General features: G+C 44.0%; 20 protein-coding genes. 5 read left to right on the plus strand and 15 right to left on the minus strand.

Annotated elements, in window-relative coordinates; genetic code table 11:
- Positions 1-137: 137 nt before the first annotated feature.
- The 9 genes from KYS23_RS08190 to sdhC all read right to left on the minus strand — a co-directional run bounded on the left by KYS23_RS08190 (position 138) and on the right by sdhC (position 13259).
- A complete protein-coding gene (locus KYS23_RS08190; protein WP_218418363.1) occupies positions 138-2942 on the minus strand; it encodes a TonB-dependent receptor in 2805 nt (934 codons plus the stop codon).
- A 411-nt stretch (positions 2943-3353) separates the two neighbouring features.
- A complete protein-coding gene (gene sucD, locus KYS23_RS08195; RefSeq protein ID WP_013783986.1) occupies positions 3354-4226 on the minus strand; it encodes a succinate--CoA ligase subunit alpha in 873 nt (290 codons plus the stop codon).
- Positions 4226-5392 (minus strand): ADP-forming succinate--CoA ligase subunit beta, encoded by a 1167-nt coding sequence (gene sucC / locus KYS23_RS08200; RefSeq protein ID WP_159530111.1) that lies wholly within the window; start codon positions 5390-5392, stop codon positions 4226-4228. The genes sucD and sucC overlap by 1 nt, the downstream gene beginning before the upstream one ends.
- 152 nt (positions 5393-5544) lie before the next feature.
- Positions 5545-7041, minus strand: coding sequence for a 2-oxoglutarate dehydrogenase complex dihydrolipoyllysine-residue succinyltransferase (odhB, locus tag KYS23_RS08205; RefSeq protein WP_159530109.1), 1497 nt, complete (start codon positions 7039-7041; stop codon positions 5545-5547).
- Positions 7042-7050: 9 nt separating this feature from the next.
- Positions 7051-9870 carry a 2-oxoglutarate dehydrogenase E1 component gene (sucA, locus tag KYS23_RS08210; RefSeq protein ID WP_159530107.1) on the minus strand — a complete coding sequence of 940 codons (2820 nt, stop codon included), beginning with the start codon at positions 9868-9870 and terminating at the stop codon, positions 7051-7053.
- Positions 9871-10044: 174 nt separating this feature from the next.
- Entirely contained in the window at positions 10045-10755 is a 711-nt protein-coding gene (locus KYS23_RS08215; RefSeq protein ID WP_057791623.1) for a succinate dehydrogenase iron-sulfur subunit, read from the minus strand.
- A 14-nt stretch (positions 10756-10769) separates the two neighbouring features.
- Positions 10770-12542 carry a succinate dehydrogenase flavoprotein subunit gene (gene sdhA, locus KYS23_RS08220; RefSeq protein WP_159530105.1) on the minus strand — a complete coding sequence of 591 codons (1773 nt, stop codon included), beginning with the start codon at positions 12540-12542 and terminating at the stop codon, positions 10770-10772.
- Between the two features lies 1 nt (position 12543).
- Complete coding sequence (sdhD, locus tag KYS23_RS08225; RefSeq protein WP_126872334.1) at positions 12544-12891, minus strand: succinate dehydrogenase, hydrophobic membrane anchor protein; 348 nt, start codon at positions 12889-12891, stop codon at positions 12544-12546.
- Positions 12885-13259, minus strand: a complete 375-nt coding sequence (sdhC, locus tag KYS23_RS08230) for a succinate dehydrogenase, cytochrome b556 subunit (RefSeq protein WP_013783979.1) — start codon at positions 13257-13259, stop codon at positions 12885-12887. Before sdhC ends, sdhD begins: the two co-directional genes overlap by 7 nt.
- A gap of 701 nt (positions 13260-13960) precedes the next feature.
- On the opposite strand from sdhC, the gene KYS23_RS08235 reads away from it, so the two are divergent.
- Together KYS23_RS08235 and KYS23_RS08240 are read left to right on the plus strand one after the other, a co-directional pair.
- Positions 13961-15238: a citrate synthase gene (locus tag KYS23_RS08235; RefSeq protein WP_057791619.1), complete on the plus strand. Its 1278-nt coding sequence runs from the start codon at positions 13961-13963 to the stop codon at positions 15236-15238.
- 125 nt (positions 15239-15363) lie between these two features.
- Entirely contained in the window at positions 15364-15786 is a 423-nt protein-coding gene (locus KYS23_RS08240) for a DUF3429 domain-containing protein (RefSeq protein WP_159530103.1), read from the plus strand.
- A 192-nt stretch (positions 15787-15978) separates the two neighbouring features.
- Here the strand turns inward: KYS23_RS08240 and KYS23_RS08245 are convergent, their stop codons facing one another.
- From KYS23_RS08245 to lhgO, 3 genes are all read right to left on the minus strand, one after another.
- The gene (locus KYS23_RS08245; RefSeq protein WP_218396457.1) at positions 15979-17439 is read right to left on the minus strand and encodes a phosphohexomutase domain-containing protein; all 1461 of its coding nucleotides are present in this window, start codon (positions 17437-17439) and stop codon (positions 15979-15981) included.
- 141 nt (positions 17440-17580) lie between these two features.
- Positions 17581-18543, minus strand: a complete 963-nt coding sequence (locus tag KYS23_RS08250; RefSeq protein ID WP_218418364.1) for a glutathione S-transferase family protein — start codon at positions 18541-18543, stop codon at positions 17581-17583.
- A 117-nt stretch (positions 18544-18660) separates the two neighbouring features.
- Positions 18661-19869: an L-2-hydroxyglutarate oxidase gene (lhgO, locus tag KYS23_RS08255; RefSeq protein ID WP_218418365.1), complete on the minus strand. Its 1209-nt coding sequence runs from the start codon at positions 19867-19869 to the stop codon at positions 18661-18663.
- Positions 19870-20061: 192 nt separating this feature from the next.
- Here lhgO and tcdA point away from each other — a divergent pair, with 192 nt between their 5' ends.
- On the plus strand, positions 20062-20844 hold the full coding sequence (gene tcdA, locus KYS23_RS08260) for a tRNA cyclic N6-threonylcarbamoyladenosine(37) synthase TcdA (RefSeq protein WP_420838751.1): 783 nt from the start codon (positions 20062-20064) through the stop codon (positions 20842-20844).
- A gap of 101 nt (positions 20845-20945) precedes the next feature.
- Positions 20946-21353, plus strand: coding sequence for a hypothetical protein (locus KYS23_RS08265; RefSeq protein ID WP_218418366.1), 408 nt, complete (start codon positions 20946-20948; stop codon positions 21351-21353).
- A 151-nt stretch (positions 21354-21504) separates the two neighbouring features.
- On the opposite strand, the gene KYS23_RS08270 is transcribed toward KYS23_RS08265, so the two are convergent.
- Both KYS23_RS08270 and KYS23_RS08275 read right to left on the minus strand, forming a co-directional pair.
- Positions 21505-21978, minus strand: a complete 474-nt coding sequence (locus KYS23_RS08270) for a DUF2919 family protein (protein ID WP_218418367.1) — start codon at positions 21976-21978, stop codon at positions 21505-21507.
- 107 nt (positions 21979-22085) lie between these two features.
- Entirely contained in the window at positions 22086-23720 is a 1635-nt protein-coding gene (locus KYS23_RS08275) for an esterase/lipase family protein (RefSeq protein WP_218418368.1), read from the minus strand.
- A 193-nt stretch (positions 23721-23913) separates the two neighbouring features.
- Between KYS23_RS08275 and rimO the strand changes: the two genes are divergently transcribed.
- Positions 23914-25356, plus strand: a complete 1443-nt coding sequence (gene rimO, locus KYS23_RS08280; RefSeq protein WP_126872340.1) for a 30S ribosomal protein S12 methylthiotransferase RimO — start codon at positions 23914-23916, stop codon at positions 25354-25356.
- 148 nt (positions 25357-25504) lie between these two features.
- On the opposite strand, the gene KYS23_RS08285 is transcribed toward rimO, so the two are convergent.
- Positions 25505-26164: an SDR family oxidoreductase gene (locus tag KYS23_RS08285; RefSeq protein WP_159530089.1), complete on the minus strand. Its 660-nt coding sequence runs from the start codon at positions 26162-26164 to the stop codon at positions 25505-25507.
- Positions 26165-26246 lie beyond the last annotated feature (82 nt).

Consider the following 26246-nt stretch of genomic DNA (forward strand, 5'->3'; position numbering starts at 1 on the left):
CTTCACCACACTGTAGATGGTTTACTTGTGCTTTTACAATAAAAAACCACCTTTTGCTTCGCCGCCAAAATGCATATTCGAGCGCTGAAACAACAAGGTGGCTTGTATTTATTCTAATGTTAGCTTTCGCTCAACCATTAGAAGGTATAGTTAAAGCCCAACAAGTAGTTAGTACCGTAAGATTGATATTGCGTAATTTGACGAGAATCCGCCTGAGACGCTTGAATATCATCTTCATCAGTTAGGTTTTGCGCTTGGAAAGTAACACGTAGGCCTTCCAGAGACTCAATACCAGACTCACTAAAGTCGTATCCGATTTGGGCATCAACCAAGGTACCGCCTTGCTTAGTAGCATCTACCAATGCCAAGCTAGTACCACGTTCTTCCGTTAAGTAGTCATCACGCTTGGTTGCTGCAACACGGAACTCGAAACCATTGCTTTCATAGAAGAACGTCATACTGTATGACTCTTCAGACAAGCCTGGAATACGGGTTTCTGTTTGCGTTGGTGCTGCGTCTACTTCACCTTCCATGAAGGTTGCACTTGCGAACAAGCCAAAGCCTTCTAGTGACTCATGAAGCAATTCACCTGGCAATGAACCTTGTAGTTCATAACCGCGCACATAACCTTCGAAACCATCTAGTACACTGCCTACAGAACCTAGGAAAGTAGCAGGCGTTTGCCCTTCTGAACCTTGGTGTAAATCAGGAATGTAAACATCAGAGAAATCCGTAAGTACGCTAGTATCGCGATGCCAGTTTTTAATATCTTTATAGAAGAATGATGCCGCTACATAACCCGTATCCGAGAAGTAGTTTTCATAAGCGATATCTAACTGGTTAGCTTCAAGGGGCTTAAGTTCAGGGTTACCTGAGCTACCACTCCAAGGGCCATTTTCAGGAGCGGTACTGGTAATTTGGTTATCATTAAACGCGAAAGACGCTTGCGTATTTGGACGCATATCGTCCATACGTGGTCTTGAAATGACTTTACCTAATGCGAAACGTACAAATTGACCTTCGGCAACTTCTGCTGAAAGGTTAAGCGTTGGTAGTACATCAGTGTAATCAGCGCCGCCCGAAACCGGTACCGCTACTGTCATACCATCAGCATCTGACGTGGTTGAAAAACCCGTAGATTGCTGGTCAGCATTAACCACTTGTACACCCACGTTACCGCGAATATAGATATCACCTACTTCCATTTCTAAATCAAATTTAGTGTAGAAAGTCAGCAACTCTTCATCAACCGTATAGCTATCACCTAAACGATCGTTTTGCACCAGTTTAGCATCGGTAGCAATGTAATAACCGCTTTGATACAAACCTAGAGAATCATAAGCGAGAATTCCGTCTATACCAATGAAGTCCAGGGGTACTACACCCAGTACATCTGGAATAGCGGCATCACCAGGATAGCTTGGTGCGGTTAGATATGCGCCATCATTTTCTTTGGTTTTGCTACGATCTGAGTAAATAACACCCGCAGACATGCCAGTTACTACGCCCCATTCAACGTACCCTTTAGCATCGAAACGATAGGTATCAAGGTCTTCTTCATAATGCGGTTGGTTCACGAAACCGTCTTGTGCGTCGGCACCAATAATAGGTGCGCCCCAGGCTTGTGGACCTGCAAGACGAATTAAGCTTTCATCAGTAAGGTCGACAGGTGCAATGCTTGGGTGATCAGAATATACCGCGCCGGTAGACGTCATTTCCCAGCTACGAGCAGTAATAGGACGTCCATCAATTCCTGCACGGCCTACACCTGAATAACTTTCCACATCGATAATGTCTTTTTCAACTTTACCGGTAGAGTAGTCGAACTCTAAGGTCCAGTTATCATTTAAGATGTATTCTGCATTCACGCCTACCGTCGTTAAATCGGCTTCTTGAGTACGAGCATCGTTACGAATCACTGAATAGAAGCCATCGTAGTAACCTGAGGTTACTAAGCTATCTTCAACACCAGTAATGGTATATTCGCCAGTACCCCATTCAGCACCGCCTTCTTCAAGACCACGACGAACGTCATCTTCTACGAAGTCGATATAAAGCGCATCTACTTGAACATTTAGTTTATCTGTAGGCGCCCATTCAACTACACCGGCGATAGAGTCACGCTCTAACATTGCTGAACGTGCAAATGAGTCATGCCCACCTAAAATGGTAGTACCTTCTGTAACGTCAACACCGTCAGCGGCATTATACGCGTTTGCACCTGCATAACCCCAACCACGGAAATGTTGTTCTTGACGCGGTGATTCCATGCTAGCAACAGTTAGTGCAAGACCAATAGTATCGTCAGCAAATTGGTCAACGTAGTTTACTGAAATACGATGTCCATTATTGTCGAAGTCTGGGTTTGGTGCATCTTCAGCATTCTTTTCGTAGGTGCCGTTGATAGCGAATGTACTTTTAGCTGCAAGCGGACTAATGGTTTGAAGGTCAATTGAACCACCAATATTCTGGGTGGTCATGCCAGCTTCTGCTGTTTTATAAACAACAATGCTAGAAATGATTTCAGTTGGGTAGAGGTCGAATTCAACGCCGCGGTTGTCGCCCATACCTAATAATTCACGACCGTTTAGTGATGTACCTACGTAGTTTTCGTTGAAACCACGTACTGAAATACCACTTGTACGACCGTTTCTACGCTCACCGGCTAAGCCAGGCAAACGTGAAATAGATTCTGCAATACTTGTATCTGGTAATTTACCGATGTCTTCTGCGGATAACGCTTCAACAATAGAGGTGCTATCCATTTTAATCGCTTGAGCGCGTTGCAAGCTGCCACGTATACCGCTAACTTGAATAACTTCAACATTAGCTTCATCAGCTGCTTCAGAATTTGTTTCTTGTGCAAATGTAGGCGAACAACCAAAAGCTACGCCACCAGTGATCAGCGCAACCTTGATGAGATTTGGTTTAAATTGATTCATAAAACAGGTGTCCCATTCAGTTATATTTGTTGTCTTTTTGTTATTTTTATGACAATCGAATGACAATGTATCCAGTCGCTGATAATCCTATAGAGCACACGGGCTTTGCACAATTGCTTGCATACGTATTCATAGAAAATATTCAACACCTCATTAACATTAACTCTCATGAAATTATTGAAATTTAACAACAAAATTACGCAACATCGCCGCTAAACTGACCTTTTGTTGTAATTTTGTTACGGCACTTAGCCATTTTAAGACGGGTTATGCAAGGTTTTAAATATAGATGACGAATGCCAAATTAGGGATATTACTAGTAAGGAATTTTCTGTTGACCATCAATAATCAGGCACAAAAAAGCCCGCTAATTAGCGGGCTTCACTTAAACACTTGCGTGCGCTTTGCTAACTACCAACCCGTAGTTTCGCGAAGTGCCTTGCCGATTTCAGCAAGAGAGCGAACGGTTTTAACGCCCGCGTCTTCTAGTGCTTTAAATTTCTCATCAGCTGTACCTTTACCGCCAGCAATGATTGCACCAGCGTGACCCATGCGCTTACCTTCAGGTGCAGTAACACCCGCAATGTAAGAAACAACAGGCTTAGTGACGTTAGCTTTGATGAATTCAGCAGCTTCTTCTTCTGCTGTACCACCAATTTCACCAATCATAACGATAGCTTCTGTTTGAGGATCATCTTGGAATAACTGTAGGATGTCGATGAAGTTAGAACCCGGAATTGGGTCTCCACCGATACCAACACAGCTAGACTGGCCGAAACCTTCGTCAGTAGTTTGCTTAACCGCTTCATACGTAAGTGTACCAGAGCGAGAAACAATACCTACTTTACCAGGCTTATGGATATGACCAGGCATGATACCAATCTTACACTCTCCAGGAGTAATAACACCTGGGCAGTTAGGACCAATCATGCGAACGCCTTTAGCATTTACGTATTCTTTAACGTAAAGCATATCAAGCGTTGGAATACCTTCAGTAATACAAACGATAAGCTCGATGCCAGCATCAGCAGCTTCAACGATTGAATCTTTACAGAATGCAGCAGGTACATAGATAACAGTCGCAGTTGCGCCTGTTGCTTCTACCGCTTCACGTACTGTATTGAATACTGGAAGACCTAGGTGCTCAGTGCCGCCTTTGCCTGGTGTTACACCACCAACCATTTGCGTACCGTAAGCAATGGCTTGCTCAGAGTGAAAAGTACCTTGACCACCAGTGAAACCTTGACAGATTACTTTGGTATCTTTGTTAATTAATACAGACATTATTTGCCCTCCGCAGCAGCAACAACTTTCTGTGCTGCATCAGTTAGCGACTCAGCAGCAATGATATCTAGACCAGAGTTCGCTAGAACTTCACGGCCAAGCTCTGCGTTTGTACCTTCAAGACGTACAACAACAGGAACACTAACGCCAACTTCTTTAACCGCGCCAATGATACCTTCAGCAATCATGTCACAACGAACGATACCGCCAAAGATGTTAACTAAAACAGCTGAAACGTTGTCGTCAGATAAGATGATTTTGAATGCTTCTGCAACACGTTCTTTAGTCGCGCCGCCACCAACATCTAGGAAGTTAGCTGGCTTGCCACCGTGTAGGTTTACGATGTCCATTGTACCCATTGCTAGGCCGGCACCGTTAACCATACAACCTACGTTACCGTCTAGCGCAACATAGTTAAGTTCGAACTCAGCAGCATGCGCTTCACGTGCATCTTCTTGAGTAGGATCTTGCATAGCTTTAACTTTAGGCTGGCGATATAACGCGTTGCCGTCTATAGCTAGCTTAGCGTCAAGACAGTGAAGGTCACCATCTTCTTTAATTACAAGCGGATTAATTTCAATCAATGCAACATCAAGATCTTCAAACATCTTAGCTAGGCCAAGGAAAATCTTAGTGAATTGTTTGATTTGAACGCCAGAAAGACCAAGTTTAAACGCCATTTCGCGCGCTTGGTAAGGCTGAGCGCCAACAATTGGGTCGATTTCAGCTTTAAGAATTTTCTCTGGTGTTTCTTCAGCAACAGTTTCAATCTCAACGCCACCTTCAGTAGAAGCCATAAACACAACACGACGGGTTGTGCGGTCAACTACTGCACCAAGGTACAATTCGTTAGCGATATCTGTGCAAGTTTCAACAAGGATTTTGCTCACAGGCTGACCATTTTCGTCAGTCTGGAAAGTCACCAAATTTTTGCCAAGCCAGTTTTCTGCGAAAGCTTTAATTGCGTCAGTATCTTTAACTAACTTAACGCCACCTGCTTTACCGCGACCACCTGCGTGGACCTGACATTTAACTACCCACTCACTCCCGCCAATGCGGTTAGCGGCCTCTACAGCACTTTCTGGAGTGTCTGCTGCGTATCCTTCAGAAACAGGTAGACCGTATTCTTTGAATAGCTGCTTACCTTGGTATTCATGCAAATTCATGGTGTTTCTATCCGATTTTTAGTAAGACAAAAGCCGCTTTCGCGACTTGATTAATTAGACTGATATTATAGGGCGAATATCAGCGTTGTGGCAGCAACGCGACTTACATTAATAAGAAACGCAGCTGCACACAAGACTAAGAGAGGAAAGCCTTACACGTCTAATAGAAGGCGTGTTGGATCTTCAAGCATCTCTTTGATTGTTACCAAGAAGCCTACTGACTCTTTACCATCAACAATACGATGGTCATAAGACAGGGCGAGGTACATCATTGGCAGAATTTCCACCTTACCGTTAACAGCCATTGGACGATCTTGGATTTTATGCATACCCAAAATAGCGCTCTGTGGCGGGTTAATGATAGGCGTAGACATCAATGAACCAAACACACCACCGTTAGTGATAGTAAAGTTACCGCCTTGAAGGTCTGCCATCGACAATTTGCCATCACGGCCTTTAATTGCCAATTCTTTAATTCCTTTCTCAACACCAGCCATACCTAGTGTATCCGTATCTTTTAAGATAGGCGTAACTAGACCGCGAGGTGTTGATACCGCGATAGAGATATCGAAGTAGTTGTGATAAACAATGTCATCACCGTCAATCGATGCATTCACATCTGGGAAACGTTTAAGTGCTTCAGTTACCGCTTTCACGTAGAAAGACATGAAACCTAAACGAATACCGTGACGTTTCTCAAAGCTCTCTTGATACTGCTTACGAAGTTCCATAATTGGCTTCATGTTAACTTCGTTAAACGTAGTTAGCATAGCAGTAGAGTTTTTAGCTTCAAGTAAACGGGTTGCAATCGTTTTACGAAGACGTGTCATAGGTACACGTTTTTCTGTGCGATTACCCGTAGGTAATTCAGCTGTTTCAGCTGCAGCTGATGGCGCTGAAGCCGCTGGTGCACTGCCACCCTTAAGGTGTTTTTCTACGTCTTCTTTAGTGATACGGCCATTTTTACCCGTACCTTTAACTTTCGCTGCATCTACGCCTTTTTCTGCCAATAAGCGGCGAACCGAAGGACTCAGTGCATCGCTGCTGTCATCTGAATCATCAGATGTAGCGTCAGACGACTCAGATGCTGCTGCACCTGACGTTGCGCCTTCAACAAATTTAGCAATCACTTCTTCAGCTGTCACTGTTGCGCCTTCTTCGGCAACAATTTCAGATAGTGAGCCATCAGCTGGCGCTACCACTTCTAGAACGACTTTATCAGTTTCGATATCAACCAAGTTTTGGTCACGGCTTACCGCTTCGCCTACTGCAACATGCCATGTGGCGATGGTTGCATCAGCTACCGACTCTGGTAATACAGGTACTTTAACTTCTGACGTTTTACCGCTAGCTGCAGGTGCTGCTTCTTTTTTAGATTCAGCTTTCGATTCAGATTTAGCTGGCGCAGCGCCACCCTCTTCTAATTTAGCAATAACTTGCTCGCCTAGTACCGTTGCACCCTCTTCATTAAGAAGCTCACCGATAGTTCCGTCGGCTGGTGCTACAACTTCCAGCACAACTTTATCAGTTTCAATGTCAACCAGGTTCTGGTCACGCTTTACCGCGTCGCCGGCCTTTACGTGCCAAGTTGCAATGGTGGCATCGGCAACTGACTCTGGTAGGACCGGAACTTTTATCTCAATTGTCATCATTGTTCCTTATTTAATAGTGAGTGCGTCTTCAACCAGCGCTTTTTGTTGCTGATTGTGAACGGAAACATAACCTACTGCAGGTGAGGAAGATGCTTCACGACCTGCATATGTTAATTTGGCGCCATCTGGAATTGCTTGCCAGAAGTGGTGTTGACTGCAATACCAAGCTCCTTGGTTTTGCGGTTCTTCCTGACACCAAACCCAATCTGTAACGTGGCTGTATTGTGCCACAACTTTAGCGCATTCTTCTTGTGGGAATGGATAAAGTTGCTCCAATCTTACGATTGCAACGTCTGTTTGTTCATTTTTACGGCGCTGGTCAAGCAAATCGTAGTAAACCTTGCCTGAACACATCACCACACGCTTAACGTCTTTCGGATTAATATCGTCAATTTCGCTAATTACGTTGTGGAATTTGCCTTCTGCTAACTCTTCAAGAGAAGAAGTCGCAAGCGGGTGACGCAATAAGGATTTAGGCGACATAACGATAAGCGGTTTACGCATAGGCCGAACCACTTGACGACGAAGCATGTTAAATACTTGCGCAGGTGTTGAAGGTACACATACTTGCCAGTTGTGATCAGCACACATTTGCAAGAATCGCTCAAGACGAGCCGAGCTATGCTCAGGACCTTGACCTTCGTAACCGTGTGGAAGCAGCATAGTTAGACCACATAAACGGCCCCACTTTGCTTCACCTGAACTCAAGAATTGGTCAAATACAACTTGTGCGCCGTTTGCGAAGTCACCAAACTGAGCTTCCCATATAGTTAAGCACTCAGGTTCTGCAGTCGCATAACCATATTCAAACGCCATGACCGCTTCTTCTGATAGCACAGAGTCGTAAATCTCAATCTTCCCTTGGCCATCACGAATGTTTTGCAATGGCATGTAGGTCGAGCCATCAGCTTGATTATGCAATACCGCATGACGGTGGAAGAAAGTACCACGGCCAGAGTCCTGACCTGTCATACGAATATCTTCACCTAAATCAACTAAAGATGCATAAGCCAGATTCTCTGCCATTCCCCAATCAAGTTTCTTCTCACCGTTCACCATGGCCTTGCGGTCTTGGTATAGCTTGTTTACACGAGATTGAAGTTTATGACCTTCAGGGAAACTTGTTAGCGCTTCGCCAAGTTCCTGAAGTTTTTCAACACTGATAGCGCCGTCATATGGGGTATCCCAATCATGACCTAGGTATGGAGACCAGTCTACACTGTGCTCTGTCATCGGACGCCATTCTTCAACGACACATGCACCATGATCAAGTGCAGCGCGATATTCTTCTAAATAGCGGTCAGCATCACGCTGCTCAATAACACCTTCAGCAATGAGCTGATCGGCATAAATAGCGCGAGGTACAGGATGCTTCTTCACTTTCTGGTACATAAGCGGCTGAGTTGCATTTGGCTCGTCAGCCTCGTTATGACCATGACGGCGATAACACACTAAATCGATAACCACATCACGCTTGAATTTATTGCGGTATTCAAGTGCGAGCTGTGTCACAAAAGCAACCGCTTCTGGGTCATCAGAGTTAACGTGGAAGATAGGAGCCTGAACCATTTTCGCAATGTCAGTACAGTATTGCGTAGAACGGGTATCTTCTGTTTTTGACGTTGTAAAACCAACTTGGTTGTTCACCACAATACGCACCGTACCACCCACGGCGAAACCGCGAGTTTGTGACATATTGAAGGTTTCTTGAACTACGCCCTGCCCAGCAATCGCTGAGTCACCGTGGATGGTGATAGGAAGTACGGTGTTAGTATCGTCGTTACGACGTTCAAGACGCGCACGAACCGAGCCCATTACTACCGGATTTACAATTTCAAGGTGAGACGGGTTAAATGCAAGCGCTAAGTGAACATTGCCACCTGGCGTAGCAAAATCTGATGAGAATCCAGCGTGGTATTTAACATCACCTGCGCCTAATGAATCATCATGCTTACCGGCGAATTCATCAAACAATACTGATGGGTTTTTACCCAACACGTTGACTAGTACGTTCAGACGACCACGGTGAGCCATACCAATAACCACTTCTTTAGTGCCTGCAGCACCTGCATTAGTGATTAGGTTTTTAAGCATAGGAACCAATGCATCGCCACCTTCCAGTGAGAAGCGCTTGGCACCTGGGAATTTAGACCCGAGGTACTTTTCCATGCCGTCAGCAGCCGTTAGCCCTTTTAGCAGGGTTAGTTTTTCATCTTTAGAAAACTCTGGCTTTGCTTGCACTGACTCAATTTTTTGCTGTAACCAGCGTTTTTGGTCTGTATCGGTAATGTGCATATACTCAGCACCGATAGAACCACAGTATGTTCGGTTAAGTGATTTAAATAACTCACCTAATGACAGCGAATCTTTACCAATGGCAAAAGACCCTACGTTGAACACACTGTCAAAATCTTTATCAGAAAGATTATGGTGAGACAGTTCTAAATCACGAACGCGCTCTTGTTTCCATAACCCTAGCGGATCGAGGTTGGCATGCTGGTGACCTCGGAAGCGAAAGGCGTTGATAAGCTGTAACACTTTAACTTGCCTGTCATCCGAGACCGGAGTGCCTTCAACTGGTGCGCTCGACATTCGTGCTGTCGGGCCTAGAGCAGCTAGCTTCCTAAACTGATCTTTAACACTAGTATGGTTGGTTTCAAGTTCAACGCCTTCGACCTTGGGGAGGCTATCAAAGATTTGACGCCAAGTATCGGAAACGCTCTGCGGGTCTTCCAAATACGATTCGTACAATTCTTCAACATAGGCAGCGTTGGCACCTGCCATATGCGAGGAATCCCACCACGCTTTCATCACGCTTTCTTGCATTTAATTTGCCTTGCTACGTTTTGTAAATTCTATTAACCATCGGTTTGTATTATAAGGTTATTCGTGACATAACCAAGCGTTATACCGATGAATACAAAAAAAAATAGCCATCACATCCGGATGGCTATTTAGAGCATTGCTTTCTGTTACTCAGAAGTAGACAGAATATAGTACTTAAACAGCCCGTTGTAAAAGCATAGACTTAATGTGTCCAATTGCCTTTGTCGGGTTTAATCCTTTCGGACATACACTTACACAGTTCATAATACCGTGACAGCGGAATACGCTAAATGCGTCATCTAGGTCGTTCAAACGTTCATCGGTTGCAGTATCACGGCTATCAATAAGGAAACGATAAGCGTGAAGCAAACCAGCAGGCCCGATAAATTTATCAGGGTTCCACCAGAACGATGGGCACGACGTAGAACAACATGCACATAGAATACATTCATACAGTCCATCAAGCTTAGCACGTTCTTCAGGAGACTGAAGGTGTTCTCTTGCAGGAGGCTGTTTATCATCGTTGATTAAGAATGGCTTAATCTTTTCATATTGGGTGTAAAACTGTGTCATATCCACCACAAGGTCGCGTACTACTGGCAGACCTGGAAGTGGACGAACAACAACTTTACCTTTACCTAATGCAGACAATGGCGTAATACAGGCAAGACCATTCTTACCATTCATATTCACACCGTCTGAACCACACACACCTTCACGGCACGAGCGGCGGAATGATAACGTTGGATCCTGCTCTTTAAGAGCAATAAGTGCATCCAACACCATCATGTCACGACCTTCCTCTACTTCTAGAGTGTAGTCTTGCATGCGTGGCTTGTTATCAACATCAGGGTTGTAACGATATATCGAAAATTGTAATTGCATGATCGTTGCCTCTCTTAATATGAACGCACTTTAGGCGGGAAAGCTTCCCGAAGCTTAGGCGCCATATTGACATCACGTTTAAGCATTTTTTCAGTATTCGGATCGTAAACGCTGTGGCATAACCAGTTCTCATCGTCACGGTCCGGGAAATCGAAGCGGCTATGTGCGCCACGGCTTTCCGTTCTGAAGTTCGCTGCTACTGCTGTGCTGTACGCGGTTTCCATAAGGTTATCAAGCTCAAGACATTCAATACGCTGAGTATTGAAATCGGCACTCTTATCATCAAGGCGAGCATTCTGAAGACGTTCACGAATTTCACCAAGTTGCTTAAGGCCGTCTGCCATGGCTTCACCTTCACGGAATACTGAGAAGTTAAGCTGCATGCATTCTTGCATATCTTTTTTGATTTGAACCGGATCTTCGCCCTTACCTTTCTCTGAGTTTTCCCAGCGATTGAAGCGAGACATAGCCAGTTCAAGGTCAGACTCTGATGCTTCGCGGAATGGCGATACATCAGAAAGGGTTTTACCTAAGTGTAGACCAGTCGCACGACCGAATACTACAAGGTCAAGTAGTGAGTTACCGCCAAGGCGGTTAGCACCGTGTACAGATACACATGCAATTTCACCACAAGCGAATAAACCGTTTACTACTTTATCGTTACCGTCTGCATCAACAGTTAGACATTGACCGTCTACGGTAGTGGGAATACCACCCATCATATAATGACACGTCGGTATTACAGGAATCGGTTCTTTCACTGGATCAACATGAGCGAACGTACGAGAAAGCTCAAGGATACCTGGCAGACGTGACTCAAGTACGTCTTTACCAAGGTGATCAAGTTTAAGTTTACAGTGAGGACCCCAAGGGCCGTCAAATCCGCGACCTTCACGAATTTCAGTCATCATTGAACGTGCAACAACGTCACGACCAGCAAGGTCTTTCGCGTTAGGCGCATAACGTTCCATGAAGCGTTCACCGTCTTTATTAAGCAGGTAACCACCTTCACCACGGCAACCTTCCGTTACTAGCGTACCAGCACCGGCAATACCCGTAGGGTGGAACTGCCACATTTCCATATCTTGTAGTGCGACACCAGCACGAATTGCCATACCAACACCGTCACCGGTATTGATGTGTGCGTTAGTGGTAGAAGCGAAAATACGCCCTGCTCCACCCGTTGCTAATACGACTGCTTTAGACTTGAAGTAAACTACTTCGCCTGTCTCGATATCAATAGCAGTACAACCAACAACATCACCGTCTTGATTTTTAACTAGGTCGAGTGCATACCACTCAGAAAAGACCTTTGTTTTATTCTTTACGTTTTGCTGATAAAGCAAATGCAGCAAAGCGTGACCAGTACGGTCAGCGGCGGCTGCGGTTCGAGCTGCTTGCTCGCCACCAAAATTTCTTGATTGACCACCGAAAGGACGTTGGTAAACCTTACCATTCTCAAAACGTGAGAAAGGCAAACCCATGTTCTCCATCTCAATGATGGCTTCTGGGCCGGTTTTACACATGTATTCAATAGCGTCTTGGTCACCAATGTAGTCCGACCCTTTTACGGTGTCGTACATGTGCCATTCCCAGTTATCTTCATGGGAATTACCTAGCGCAACAGTAATACCACCTTGCGCTGATACCGTATGTGAACGGGTAGGAAATACTTTAGACAGTAGTGCACATGACTTTCCAGATTCTGAAATCTGTAGTGCTGCACGCATACCAGCGCCGCCAGCGCCAATAACTACTGCGTCAAACTCGTGAACGGGTAAACTCATCTTACACTCCCCACAATACAAACAGACCAACAGCGACGTAACCAAAAGCAATGATGTTTAGAACATACTGAATGATTGCACGCAAACCAGACGCCTTCACATAATCGGTAAGTACTTGCCAAAGGCCAATACGAACGTGGATCATGATGGCGATAAGTGCTGCCAATGTGAACACTTTCATCGCTAGCCCAGAAAATAATCCGCGCCACTCAATGAAAGTAATATTATCAGTGGATATAAAAAACCACGCCATGAATACCGTATAAGCAAAAATAATTGCAGCGGTAGTACGTAGTGAAACGTAATCTTGAATACCATTACGCTTTAAGCTTGCTTGGTTGCCTAGCATAGTGCTACTCCCAATACTACTGTCAGCACAATCCAAAGAGCGATAGCTATTTTGGCGCTGAGGTTTCCTGACTCCAACTCTTCCCAGTGACCTAAATCCATAACTACATGTCTTAGGCCGCCTAAAATGTGGTAAGTCAGCGCTGATAAAGTGCCTATTGCGATCACTTTTCCAATGATACCGTCCATCATCGCTTGTACGTTCGCAAACCCTTCAGGCGAGGAAACAGATACTGCCCATGCCCAAATAACAAAGAGTAATGCGAAGAACATTGCGACACCGGTAACACGGTGGAGAATTGACGAAATAGCGGCAGGGGGAAATTTAATAGTATTGAGTTCTAAATTTACTGGTCTTTGCTTTTTCACAATGTATGCCTGTTTAATCCGTAGGGATAATGAATTACTCACCGTTATTATGTCCTGTGCGAGTTAATTCGTTTATTACCTGTTAATTACCTCATCCAATGAGTTGTTAACAATTTGTGAATTATTCTTTAATACATTTAACAGAATAATTATTCTGTTTTAATGCACCGCTGAGTATATCCAGCACAGTATATAATTACAATTTTTTGTGCTGTAGTAAGACTTTAGTCTTTTTTGACAAATCTTCCTGATAAACACAAAGAAAAGTAGTCACAAATACTAACAACAAGCATGGAATGGCTAATAAACAAGGCACTAAAGTGTATCAGCACTAAACTAGAATAACACTATTTTCACTAGCAAAATTAAGGTCTTTTAATGAAAACGACCAATTCTCAATCGACAAAAGGTTAATTTTTCGGCTAAGCTGTTAATAAATTTGGTAAACGGTGGTTTACCTTTTGCCAAAAGACATTGATAATTACCCCGAAACGGGTTTAGTGCGATTACCAACATGTTAACGATAGAGATTCCGGCTGAGCATTATAAATCTCAGTAATTCGGAATATTTATTGTGCATAAATGCAATTAAATTGACTTATTGGTACATAATAAAGTACAAATACGCCACTTTTCCCCAACGAAACGAGCATTTTCGCCCGTTTTCGCTGCAAACAGAACCATTCTGAGGAGAGCATTTTATGGCAGATCAGAAAGCCATTCTTAAAGCCGGCGGTAAGGAAATCGAGCTTCCTATCTTGTCTGGCACCGAAGGACAAGACGTAATCGACGTTCGTTCACTTGGTCAACACGGTTACTTCACCTACGACCCTGGTTTTATGGCGACAGGATCTTGCGAGTCAGCTATTACTTACATTGACGGTGCTGCTGGTGTGTTACTACACCGTGGTTTCCCCATTGAAGAACTAGCGCGCGATGCAGACTACCTTGAAGTTTGTCATATGCTTCTACACGGTGATGCGCCGTCTAAAGAAGAATATGAAGAATTCAAATCGACAATTACACGCCACACCATGGTACATGAGCAAATTAACATGTTCTTCCATGGCTTCCGTAACGATGCCCACCCTATGGCAATGTTATGCGGAACTGTTGGTGGTATGTCATCTTTCTATCACAGCGACTTAGACGTTTCTAACGATGAAGAGCGTAAACGTAGTGCACATCGCTTAATCGCGAAAATGCCTACCTTAGTAGCCATGTGTTACAAGTACAACATTGGTCAACCGTTCGTTTATCCACGTAACGATTTGAGCTATGCAGCTAACTTCTTGAACATGATGTTCTCAGTTCCTGCTGAAGAATTTGAGATTAGCCCTGCGGTAGAACGTGCAATGGATCGTATCTTTACGCTTCATGCTGACCACGAGCAAAACGCATCTACCTCTACGGTTCGTCTAGCTGGTTCATCTGGTGCCAACCCTTACGCATGTATTGCGGCTGGTGTTGCTTCACTTTGGGGCCCTGCCCACGGTGGTGCGAACGAAGCATGCCTAAATATGCTTGAGGAAATTGGAACTGTTGATCGCATTCCTGAGTTTATTGCACGTGCTAAAGATAAGGCTGACCCGTTCCGTCTTATGGGCTTTGGTCACCGTGTTTACAAAAACCACGATCCTCGCGCAACAGTAATGCGTGAAAGCTGTCACGAAGTACTTAGCGAACTTAATGTTAAAGATCCACTACTTGAAGTAGCAATGGAACTTGAAAAAATTGCATTAAGCGACCCGTACTTCGCAGAGAAGAAGTTGTTCCCTAACGTAGATTTCTACTCAGGTATCGTACTTAAAGCTATTGGTATTCCTACCAACATGTTTACATGTATCTTCGCCCTGTCTCGTACAGTAGGTTGGATTTCACACTGGCATGAAATGATGAGCGATCCAAAACAAAAAATTGGTCGTCCTCGTCAGCTTTACACTGGTCACAACCAGCGTAAATACACGCCATTAAAATAAGCATGAACAAGTAAGTTTTTGTTCATAAAATAGCGCCTTACGGCGCTATTTTTTTAGCCTCGTTTTAATAAAATAACTCTTTGTACATTTATTTTATTGAAATGACGTCAGAAGGATTGTGTTATATGCCCTACTCTATTGTGTTGCTTGGCGTGGCTGGGCTCATCCCTTTTTTAGCTATGCCAATAGCCTACTCTCTTAATCTTTTGTCATTAACCCAAAGCGCTGTTTATTTTATGCAGTATTCTGCGGTTTTACTGTCATTTTTTGGTGGTATTCATTGGTGGGATTCCATCAGCAACCAGCGTTATGGTAATCAAATGTATGCCGCGATGTTACCCAGTATCATCGGTTGGCTTTGTTTGGTATTTAGCCACGACCCGAAAACCCTAGGGGTACTTTCGCTTAGCTACGTCGCAATATTAGTTTACGATAAATTCACCTTAAGTTTGCCTAAAGGCCAAATAGTGAGCTACATCAGTTTGCGTATAGCTCTCACCTCTGTTGTGGTGATCAGCCATGCTTGGATGATTTACCTTATTACCTAATTTTCACAGTAGATATAAAGCACTTATTGTTGGGTAATATCACTCGTGGACGCCAATTACTAAAACGGCACTTGCCGGTAACACAAAAAAAAGCGCAGTCATTATTAACATGACTGCGCTTTTTTATGTTCCGGGCTTTTTTATTTCAGTGCTTGCTCGGTGTGTTCAACAACTTAAAAGCAAACAGAGATATTATTCGTCACGTATAACCGAAAGCAACTCAGCAGTTTTCTCTTCCATCAACGCTATATCGCCTCGGCTTTCTACATTTAAGCGAATCACCGGTTCGGTGTTCGACTTACGCAAATTAAAGCGCCATGTGTCGAATTCCAACCCTAGGCCGTCGGTAGTATCGATAACCGATGCATGCGGTTTATATTTAGACGTCGCGCGCTCAAGCGCGGCATCCGCGTCTTTAAGCTTGCTGTTAATCTCTCCTGACGATGGAAACGCTTCAATACGGGCTTTAACCATGCTCGACAACGATTGTTTTTTAACACACACAAGTTCGGCAATTAACAACCAAGGGATCATGCCAGAATCGCAGTAAGCAAAATCTCTGAAATAATGGTGCGCACTCATTTCACCTCCATACACCGCGTCTTCTTTACGCATACGCTCTTTAATAAACGCATGACCTGTTTTCGACTTAATGGGTGTACCGCCAGCATTCGCTACTATATCTTCGGTATTCCAAAATACCCGTGGGTCATAAATAATTTTACTGTCTTGGTTCTTCTCAATGAACGCTGCTGCAAGCAAGCCAACAATATAATAGCCTTCAATGAAGTTGCCGTCAGCATCGAACAAGAAACAACGATCGAAGTCGCCATCCCACGCTACACCAAAGTCCGCGTTATGTTTAATAACAGCATCGGCGGTATCAGCTCTGTTCTCAGGTAACAACGGATTGGGAATACCATGAGGAAACGTGCCATCTGCTTCGTGGTGCACTTTAACGAAGCTAATTGGAACTTGTCTGCTCGCTAACTCAGCTTCAATAGCATCTAGCGCTGAACCTGCTGCTCCATTGCCTGCATTAACAACTATTTTAAGTGGTGTGAACGAATCAAGATTCACGTAAGACAACATGTGGTCTACGTAGGCTGACATACAGCTGTCTTCTACATAGCTTCCTGTATCAGTTAAATGTGAAACCTTAATGTGTGCATGACCATTATAGAAAGCATCAGCGTCAATCGCCTCGCCTTGGGTATAGTAGGCAAGGCGCTGTGAAACGGCTTCATCGCTCAGCTGTTCAGCACGCTCTTTAATTGCATTTAAGCCAGTGTCGCCACTAATGGGTACAGAATCAGCTTTAACCAACTTCATGCCATTGTAGTTAATGGGGTTGTGACTAGCGGTCACTTCTATTCCGCCATCAACACCTAAGTGTTTAGTCGCGAAATATATCTCTTCCGTTCCTGCCATACCAATATCGGTAACGTTTGCACCAGCATCAATTAGCCCTGCGCTCAAGGCAAGTTTTAAGGGGGTAGATGTTAAACGAACATCACTGCCTACCACTACCGTTTTCGCTTTTAACTCTTCAGCAAAGGCATAACCAATGCGGTAAGCCGTTGCTTCATCAAGTTGGCTGTTAAGCTCACCGCGTATGTCATATGCTTTAAAGCATGTAATTGGTTTAGTCATGTATTAGAGTCTCTGTTCCCTGTTAAAGCTATCATTGGTCACTAATGTTACAAGAAAAGTAACGAATATCATTATAAAGTAGATGGTATAAAACCCCTCACCTTCGCGCAATGCGCTTTTGAAATTACTAAGCAATTAAGCTCACTTTATTTCTTCTCTGTTGTGGGGAGCCATCAAATCTTGTTTTGGGCCTACAGGAATAACTTGAGTAGGGTTTACCATGGTGTGACTGTAATAATAATGACGTTTGATATGATCAAAATTCACCGTATCCGCCACACCCGGATATTGATACAACTCTTTCATGTAGGCATACAAGTTCGGGTAATCCGCTATTTGACGAATATTGCATTTGAAGTGCCCATGATACACCGCATCAAAACGAATTAAGGTGGTGAACAAGCGCCAATCCGCTTCGGTAATTTGATGGCCCACTAAATAACGCTGCGTAGACAATCGTGTTTCTAACGTATCTAACGCTTCAAATAAAGTATTAACGGCGTCTTCATAGGCACTTTGCGTGGTAGCAAAACCCGCCTTGTACACGCCGTTATTAACAGCGTGATACACCAACTTATTAATATCGTCTATTTCTTCGCGTAGTGGCGAGGGATAAAAATCTTGTGTATCACCCGTAAGCGTATTGAAGTCACTGTTGAAAATACGAATAATATCTGCAGATTCATTATTCACTATGGATTGGGTTTGTTTATCCCATAAAACAGGAACCGTTACCCGCGTGGTAACATCATGTTTTGCTTTGGTGTATAGCTGATGCAGATAATCATAATTATATAGCTTATCACCGGTGCTACCTGGGTATTCAGTAAAACGCCACCCGTCACCTAGCATATCAGGGTTTACCACTGAAACATCAATATGTTCAGTGAGCCCCTTTAGCTGCCTTAAAATTAGCGCACGATGGGCCCACGGACAGGCATAAGCGACATAAAGATGGTATCGACCAGACTCTGGTGGGTGTTGGGCTCCTGCCTCACTGCCTATCGCACCTCTAAATTTCGACTCTTGGCGCTCAAACTTACCGCCGTTCTCACGCGTGTCGTACCATTTGTCTTGCCATAGTCCATCTACAAGCAATCCCATTTATTTCTCCAAGCATTCGTTTTAAAACGTGTTATTCAAACATGTATAGCTTTGAACGTAATGTCGGTATTTTTGGATTTAACTTCCTAGTTTTTAGAACGAATGGGTATAGCAAGTCTACGTAGTGTCCATTTTATCGATGATGGCTCTGGCAATGGGCATGGCGCTAGTAGCCGCAGGAGAAGGCGCATTACCAACGTGTAATACCCTATCAGTTGATAAGAATTCAAAGTCCCCCATCATTTTACCCGTTTTAGACACCGCTTGCGCCCTGATCCCTGGCCGATAGTAGTGTAAATCCTCTTCATTAATCGAGGGGCAATATTTTTGCACTAAACTTGCGTAATAAGATTTGCTTACGCTACTTTTGATTTCTGATATTACACTGGATTTAAACTGCCAGAGCAGTCGCCATAGCCCTTTGTATGATAAGGTTCTGAAAATTTCGCTGTAGGAAGGAAGCGAGTGATAGGCTTCTCGACCAGGCGCTAACACCGCATTTGGCCCCACCGTCGTATAACCGCCTATCATTTTCGTTAAGTGAACGCCCAAAAATGGCATATCGGGGTTGGGTACAGGATATATTAATCTTTTGCTAACGTTATCGTACTTAGAAGATAAGCGATAATACTCCCCCTTAAATGGCACTATTTTGAAATCCGGGGTTATTCCTTGCTTTCTAATTAAGTCGTCTGCATACACACCCGCGCAGCAAATAACCCTATCAGCTTCTGTGCGTCGTTTTACACCATTCACTTCGGTTAACAGCGATACGCAGTTGTCATGTTCGTCGATGGCATGAACCCGTGTATTGAAGTGTGCTGTCACGTTTGAATTTTCGATTGCGACTGCCATTAGGGATTTTGTGATAGCCGTAAAGTCGGTAATGCCTGTAGAATTAACCAATACCGCTTCTTTACCCGTAATATTAGGCTCCATCGAGTGTAGTCTAGATTGAGTAATACGTTCAGGGCTTAAATCGTTTATTTCGCAGTTTTTGAAAAGGTTATCAAGCTTTTGCACTTCATCATTGTTGGTCGCCACTATGAGCTTACCGCATTGCTCAAAAGGTAAATGATGGTCTCTACACCACGCAATGGTATCTTGTAACCCTTGCCTACAATACGTAGACTTTAAGGAACCAGGCGAGTAATACACGCCAGCGTGGATCACACCCGAATTTCTTCCGGTTTGATGAAAAGCAGCAACAGGCTCTTTTTCAATTAACTGAACCTTGTGCTGTGGATTGCGCTTTTGATACTCATAAAGTGCCGCAGCACCCACTATCCCAGCCCCTATAATGACAATATCGTACCGTTTTGACATGTCTTACTTACTGTTTAAAGAAGAACCCTTGCAATATTACGCTTTTTTGCGATCATGCGCCCCTTAAGTAAAAGCTTTTAATTTTTGTTTCAACTGCTGTGTTATTTTGCCCCCGTCAGGTGTTGGCGGAGCAGTTTTGACAGCGCGGTTTAGACAAAGCGACTATTGGCTTAGCAAGAACTGGAATACATAGTGAGTATATTGGAAAATCAAAGGTTTGGCGGCATCGTTCGCCTATACGGCGAAGAAGCCGCAGAAAAACTTTCAATGAGCCATGTGTGCGTTGTGGGGATTGGAGGCGTTGGTAGCTGGAGTGCAGAAGCACTTGCGCGTTCTGGTATCGGTAAAATCACCCTGATTGATTTAGATGACATATGTGTAACCAACACTAACCGGCAAATTCACGCTATGGCCGATACTATAGGCGAAGCAAAGGTCGATGCTATTGCTGAGCGTATTAAACGCATAAACCCAAATTGCGAAGTGGTATGCATTGAAGACTTCGTCACACCAGAAAACACGGCAGAACTGTTAACCCAAGCTATGCATGCCGTTATCGACGCAACTGACAGCATAAGGGCGAAAGCTGCCATGGTAGCCCACTGCAAGCGCGCTAAAATACCCATTGTGACTGTGGGTGGTGCCGGTGGGCAAATTGACCCTACCCAAGTAACTCGGGGCGATTTATCGAAAACCACCCAAGATCCTCTTGCGGCCAAATTGCGCAGTGAACTGCGACGCAATTACAATTTCAGTAAAAATCCTAAACGCCGCTTCGGGGTTGAATGCATCTATTCAACCGAGCAGTTGCGTTATCCCCAACCTGATGGCAGCGTGTGTTATAACAAATCGGCAATGGAAGGCGGAACGCGACTTGATTGTGCAGGCGGTTTTGGCGCGGTTGTAACGGTAACAGCCACCTTTGGTATGTTCGCATCAGCCAGTGTAATCAATCGCTTAACGGGTCATAAATAGACAAACGGGAATAACTACCGCACAATGTTATTAGCAGGTTTAAAAATGACGATAGCTAACATCATAGTATCGCGTAAAGGTTAAAAGAGAAGGATAATAAAATGTCACCTATAGAGCTCGAACAATTAATGAAGGACTGCGCTGAAGATGCGGTTGCTGCAGCGCAAGAAGAGTTCAATTTAACCTTAGATTACTCTGCTGAAAGTGTTTCGCTTGTCGATGATATTTTACTTAGTTTTTTAGACAAATATCATGACAGCGCGTTAGAAGATGAAGCGGTTTTCACGATTTGTAATATCTTTGGGGCCTATTTAGGAGAAACGTTCCAGCGTTTTGTGGGTGGAACTTGGCTTTATGACCAATCGAACCCTGATGCGCCATACGTATTATTAGTAGTGGGTGAAAACTCCTATGCCTTTGCCGGTATTTGCTACGAGCGACTAGTGAATGACAGCCAAGTCAGCGTAAAGGCTTATTTTGATCAATCTGTAAGTAATCACCGCCAGTAACCGGTCTTTTTTGCACTTTTTTCGTGTGAGGCTTATACCTTTTTGCCTCACACGCCAGTCGCTTTTTTGGGTCTCTTCACCTAAAAATTAATTCTTAATTCCCAGAAAAATAACACCTCAAACAAATGCTTTTTTCTGATTTATTCGGGTTTTACTCGTAATGAGGCTTTTTCCAATCTTGTATCATCCAGCGCAAATGCCGACTTCGGCTAATACAATATAAGCTGATAATAGACACCACCACCTTAATGGCAGTTATCATCTCAAACCCCCAATGTACCGACACAATATGATAAAACTGCACACCCAACGACGCTATCACGCCCACTAAAATAAGTGGCAACAATGCACGAGACCACCCTGTGATCCCCTTTTTCCATAGCCTTTCACGTTGCGATATAAACACAAGTCCTAACACTATCGGTACACTGCTTAGTAATGCCAAGCCTAAACTTTCACTTTGAGGATAAAACAGCTTAAGTAAAGCTTCAGTTTGCGAGCGCGAGGCCAGCGAAAAAATAAACGCAATCCAGTCCAAACTAAATAGCGCCAGTATGACGTACAGCCATTTTGGCGGTAAAATTCGGCCAGATTCATCGTAATATTTTAATGGCAGTTTAAGCATGAAAAACAAATAGCCTTGCTTCAGAGAATAATTAATAACCCAGTTATTATTGGGCTAATAATGCAAACTTAAAGCGCTAAAAGAAAATATCAGGCAATTTGGCATATTTATAAATGTTTTAATATAAACGACACGGCTTCAGGTGATTTAAACGAATTGTGCTTAGACACAACAATGAGTCTTTCTAAGGCCTCTGGTATATCGGCACTTTCGTAGGTCACCACGCCATCAGTGAGTAATAAACACACTTCCCTTCTTTCACATTCGGTTTCTTTTTTCGACCCAATAATGGAATAGGCTTTTCCTTGAATAGGCATAGGATACAGGGTGTTCATTAATGGGTGACCCGGCTTTAATGAATCAAGGCTCTTAAATTTAGTGTCGGTTAAATAGCTCTGCATGTCTGACTGAACAATGTCTACCCCATTTTCATCGAGCAAACCAACAAACATGTTTTTAAGTTCATAGGGTATTTGTACCAACGATGAACCAATATAACCTATCGCGGATGCCGCCAGCGCTGAACCTTTATGGGGCGTATCTAAATAAAAAACCGTATTAGTGTTGAACCTGGGTGCAAAGAAAAAAGTATCTCGAATATCTTCGGATATCGCTTTTTCAAGCTGCTCAGGAGGTACAGCAAAGGTGGTATTCCAAAAGGCGTCGCCAGGCGATACCGTAAGTAATTTGGTTATAAGCCCTCCTAAACTGTGCCCAATAAATACCGCTTCGCGAGTGATAAGTGGGTTATCAATAGTGGCCAGTAGCGCATCAAGCTCTCTTCGAATTTTCATAGCGCTATACAGTGGTGGTTGGCCTGAAGGGTAAAGCACATGCCAAATTTGATACCGTTCGTTCAACCATTCGTCATTCATTACTGCCATAGTCAAATAACGCCAAATTAATGGGTCGGAATTAAGACCATGGATCATAATAAGGGGAATTTTGGTGTCTGACATTTCCCCAATAACATAAATTCCCCTAAGGGCTTTTGCTTGCTTAGTACCCACAAAGCCTTTCCAGCGAAGCCCTCCGACTATCGCATCATTGAATAAGGCTAAATAACTGGCACTTGGAGAGTACCGAGCCATGTAGGCGTTATTACCCACACGAACCGTGGTTCGGCCATGAATTTTCTGAGCATCTAACGTTATGTGCACCTCGTTACCGTCTAGCTTAATGTCCTGAAACATCAATGTGTAACTGCTGTACGTACCTTCTTGAGGGTAATAGGTCTGTTCAGTTTCTGTGGCTGCTTGTTCTCTTACTACCACGGCAACGCCGTATTCTCCTAGAATGTTGGGTTGCAGCGCATCTTCTGAAGGAAGCATTCTAGAAGCGAAAATTATGGGATGATCTAAATTTAAATGGGTGTGAAAATGGGCTTCATCTTCTTTTCCCGACATCCGCAATGTGAGCAAACTCATTAGCGCTTCTCGGTGGCGTTTTAGCGCAAATTGGCGCTCGTCAGCACTGACGTCGTCACGGCCAAGTAAGGCTTGTGTGCACAACAAGCTATTAATTAAGTCTTCTGACGAATGAGGCAATATGGTCACGCAACCCCAATAAAGTTCACGGGTGGTGTGCTCAAGAAAATCAAGGGTGTATTCTGGCGCATCAGACAAGCGCAAGGTAAGTGATGGTCGCTCAGGTTTATAATAGTCGGAAGAACATGATGCTAAACCAAGCATAACCAAGCTAAATAAGATGGGTAACGCATTGGTGCACTTATAACAGCCCATGAAGCCCTGCCGTAAATCCTAAATGAGAAGAGCAAAAGAGTATGATGAATTTTTGTTCAGTATTCCACTAATAGGCAGTATTGTTCTTAGTTGAAAAAGTTTTACCTCAAAGAGCTGCGAACCCGCCATACTTACTGTATAATCCGCGGCCATTTTAGGCACAAGTAGCGTCGTTTACCGGGTGATATTTTAGATGACTGTAGAAACCTTTAATCCAAGTAAAGCAGCAAACAAAACCACTACTTTAGAAACACCAGTCAAAACACTGACTGAAAATCGTAGTACAGGTGCAAGCAACGGCGCCCGCATTGGGTTTGTCAGCTTAGGCTGCCCAAAAAACTTGGTAGACTCCGAGCGCATTCTTACGCAATTGCGTACCGAGGGCTACGATGTTGTGCCTACATACAACGATGCTGATTTGGTTATTGTTAATACCTGCGGCTTTATTGATGCGGCGGTAGAAGAGTCACTTGATACCATTGGTGAAGCGCTTAAAGAAAACGGCAAAGTCATTGTAACTGGCTGTTTGGGCATTAAAGAAGATGAAATCCGTGAAGTACACCCTAATGTACTGGCTATTACCGGCCCTCACGCTTATGAGTCGGTAGTTGAGCAAGTTCACGAACATTTACCTAAGCCTCAACATAATCCGTTTGAACATTTAGTGCCCGATCACGGTGTTAAACTTACGCCTCGTCATTACGCGTATTTAAAAATCTCAGAAGGTTGTAACCACAGGTGTACTTTCTGCATCATTCCATCGATGCGTGGCGACCTTGTAAGCCGCCCTGTGGGCAGTGTTTTAGACGAAGCAAAGCGTCTCAAAGCCGCTGGTGTTAAAGAGCTATTGGTTATTTCACAAGACACCAGTGCATACGGTGTTGATGTGAAGCACAGAACAGGCTTCTGGGATGGCATGCCCGTTAAAACTCACATGCAACAGTTGTGTGAAAAACTGGGTGAAATGGGCATTTGGGTGCGTCTTCACTATGTTTATCCCTACCCACATGTCGACGACCTTATTCCACTCATGAATGAAGGTAAAATTCTACCTTACCTTGATATCCCGTTTCAGCATGCCAATAAGCGTATCTTACGTTTAATGAAACGCCCTGGTAGTGCAGATCGCACCCTAGAGCGCGTTAAGAAATGGCGTGAAGCCTGCCCTTCATTGGTTATCCGTTCAACCTTTATCGTAGGTTTTCCGGGTGAAACCGAAGAAGAGTTTGAAGAGTTACTCGACTTTATTCGTGAAGCACAGTTAGATCGTGTAGGTGCATTTGCTTACTCACCGGTTGAAGGTGCTCGCGCCAACGACTTACCTGATCCTGTGCCTGAAGACGTTAAACAAGAACGTTTAGCACGCTTCATGGAAGTTCAGGGTGAAATTAGTGCACAGCGTTTACAAGCGCGCATTGGTAATGAATACCAAGTGGTTATCGACAGCGTAGACAGCGAAGGCGCTGTAGGCCGAACTTATGCCGATGCGCCTGAAGTTGATGGGCTAGTTCACCTTAATGGCGTATATGACGTGAAACCTGGTCAACGGGTGTGGGCTGAAGTCATTCATGCTAACGAACACGATGTGTGGGCGGTACTGTCTGAAGATCAAGACGAAGACGAAAGCCAAGATTAATCGTAGAAGAGGCCATTAGGCTTTCAACATGCTGATCGTAATAGTGACAATATAAGAAACAAAAAACCGGTAGTTCCTAAAGAGTTACCGGTTTTTTAATCTTGTTATCGTATGTCAAAAACACAATCAGACACTAGTTGCCACGCACTTACCAAGGCAGTTCGTCGCCATTTGAATGAATGAATCGCCCTGCGTTATCAAGGGTCATTTCTTCGATACGAGCGACCAATCTCTCAGCCGAGGTATCGGCATCAATATCGCCGCTACCATTCACCATTTCAGTTTGCACAAACCCGGGGTGAAACAAACCAACCGCTATTCCTTGTGGCTTGAGATCGTTTGCTAGTGACACACCGGCTGCATTTAGCGCCGCTTTCGACATTCTATACCCGTAGTAACCGCCAGAAGTGTTATCAGTCATAGAACCCATTCTGCTGGTGATCATGGCTATCTTACTGTTGTCGGCCATTGATGGAAGAAGGGTTTGTGTGACAAGCAGAGGCCCCATGGCATTCACTCTAAACTGATAATCTATGGTATGGGGTTCCCAGTCTTCTAAGGTTTCTCTGCCTAACACACCCGCGTTATTAATGAGCAAATCAATCTTAACGTCTGTTAATTCCGCTAAACTATCTGCCAGCGTATCTGGCTGCGATACATCAACACCGGTTATCACTTTAACGCCAGCTGAATTCAGCTCATCACAACTATTGCGACAGGTGGCGTACACTGTCGCGCCTTTCGATTTGAATTGCTTAACTAGGGCTAGACCAATACCGCGGTTGCCCCCTGTAATGACTACGTTCATTTTAACGCTCCCTATTTATATGCTGCACGCTACAAATACCAATGCTATAAAGAAAAAAGTCGATGACATGTATTCACAATGA

Source organism: Alteromonas lipotrueae (assembly GCF_019249255.1).
Classification (GTDB): Bacteria; Pseudomonadota; Gammaproteobacteria; order Enterobacterales; family Alteromonadaceae; genus Alteromonas; species Alteromonas lipotrueae.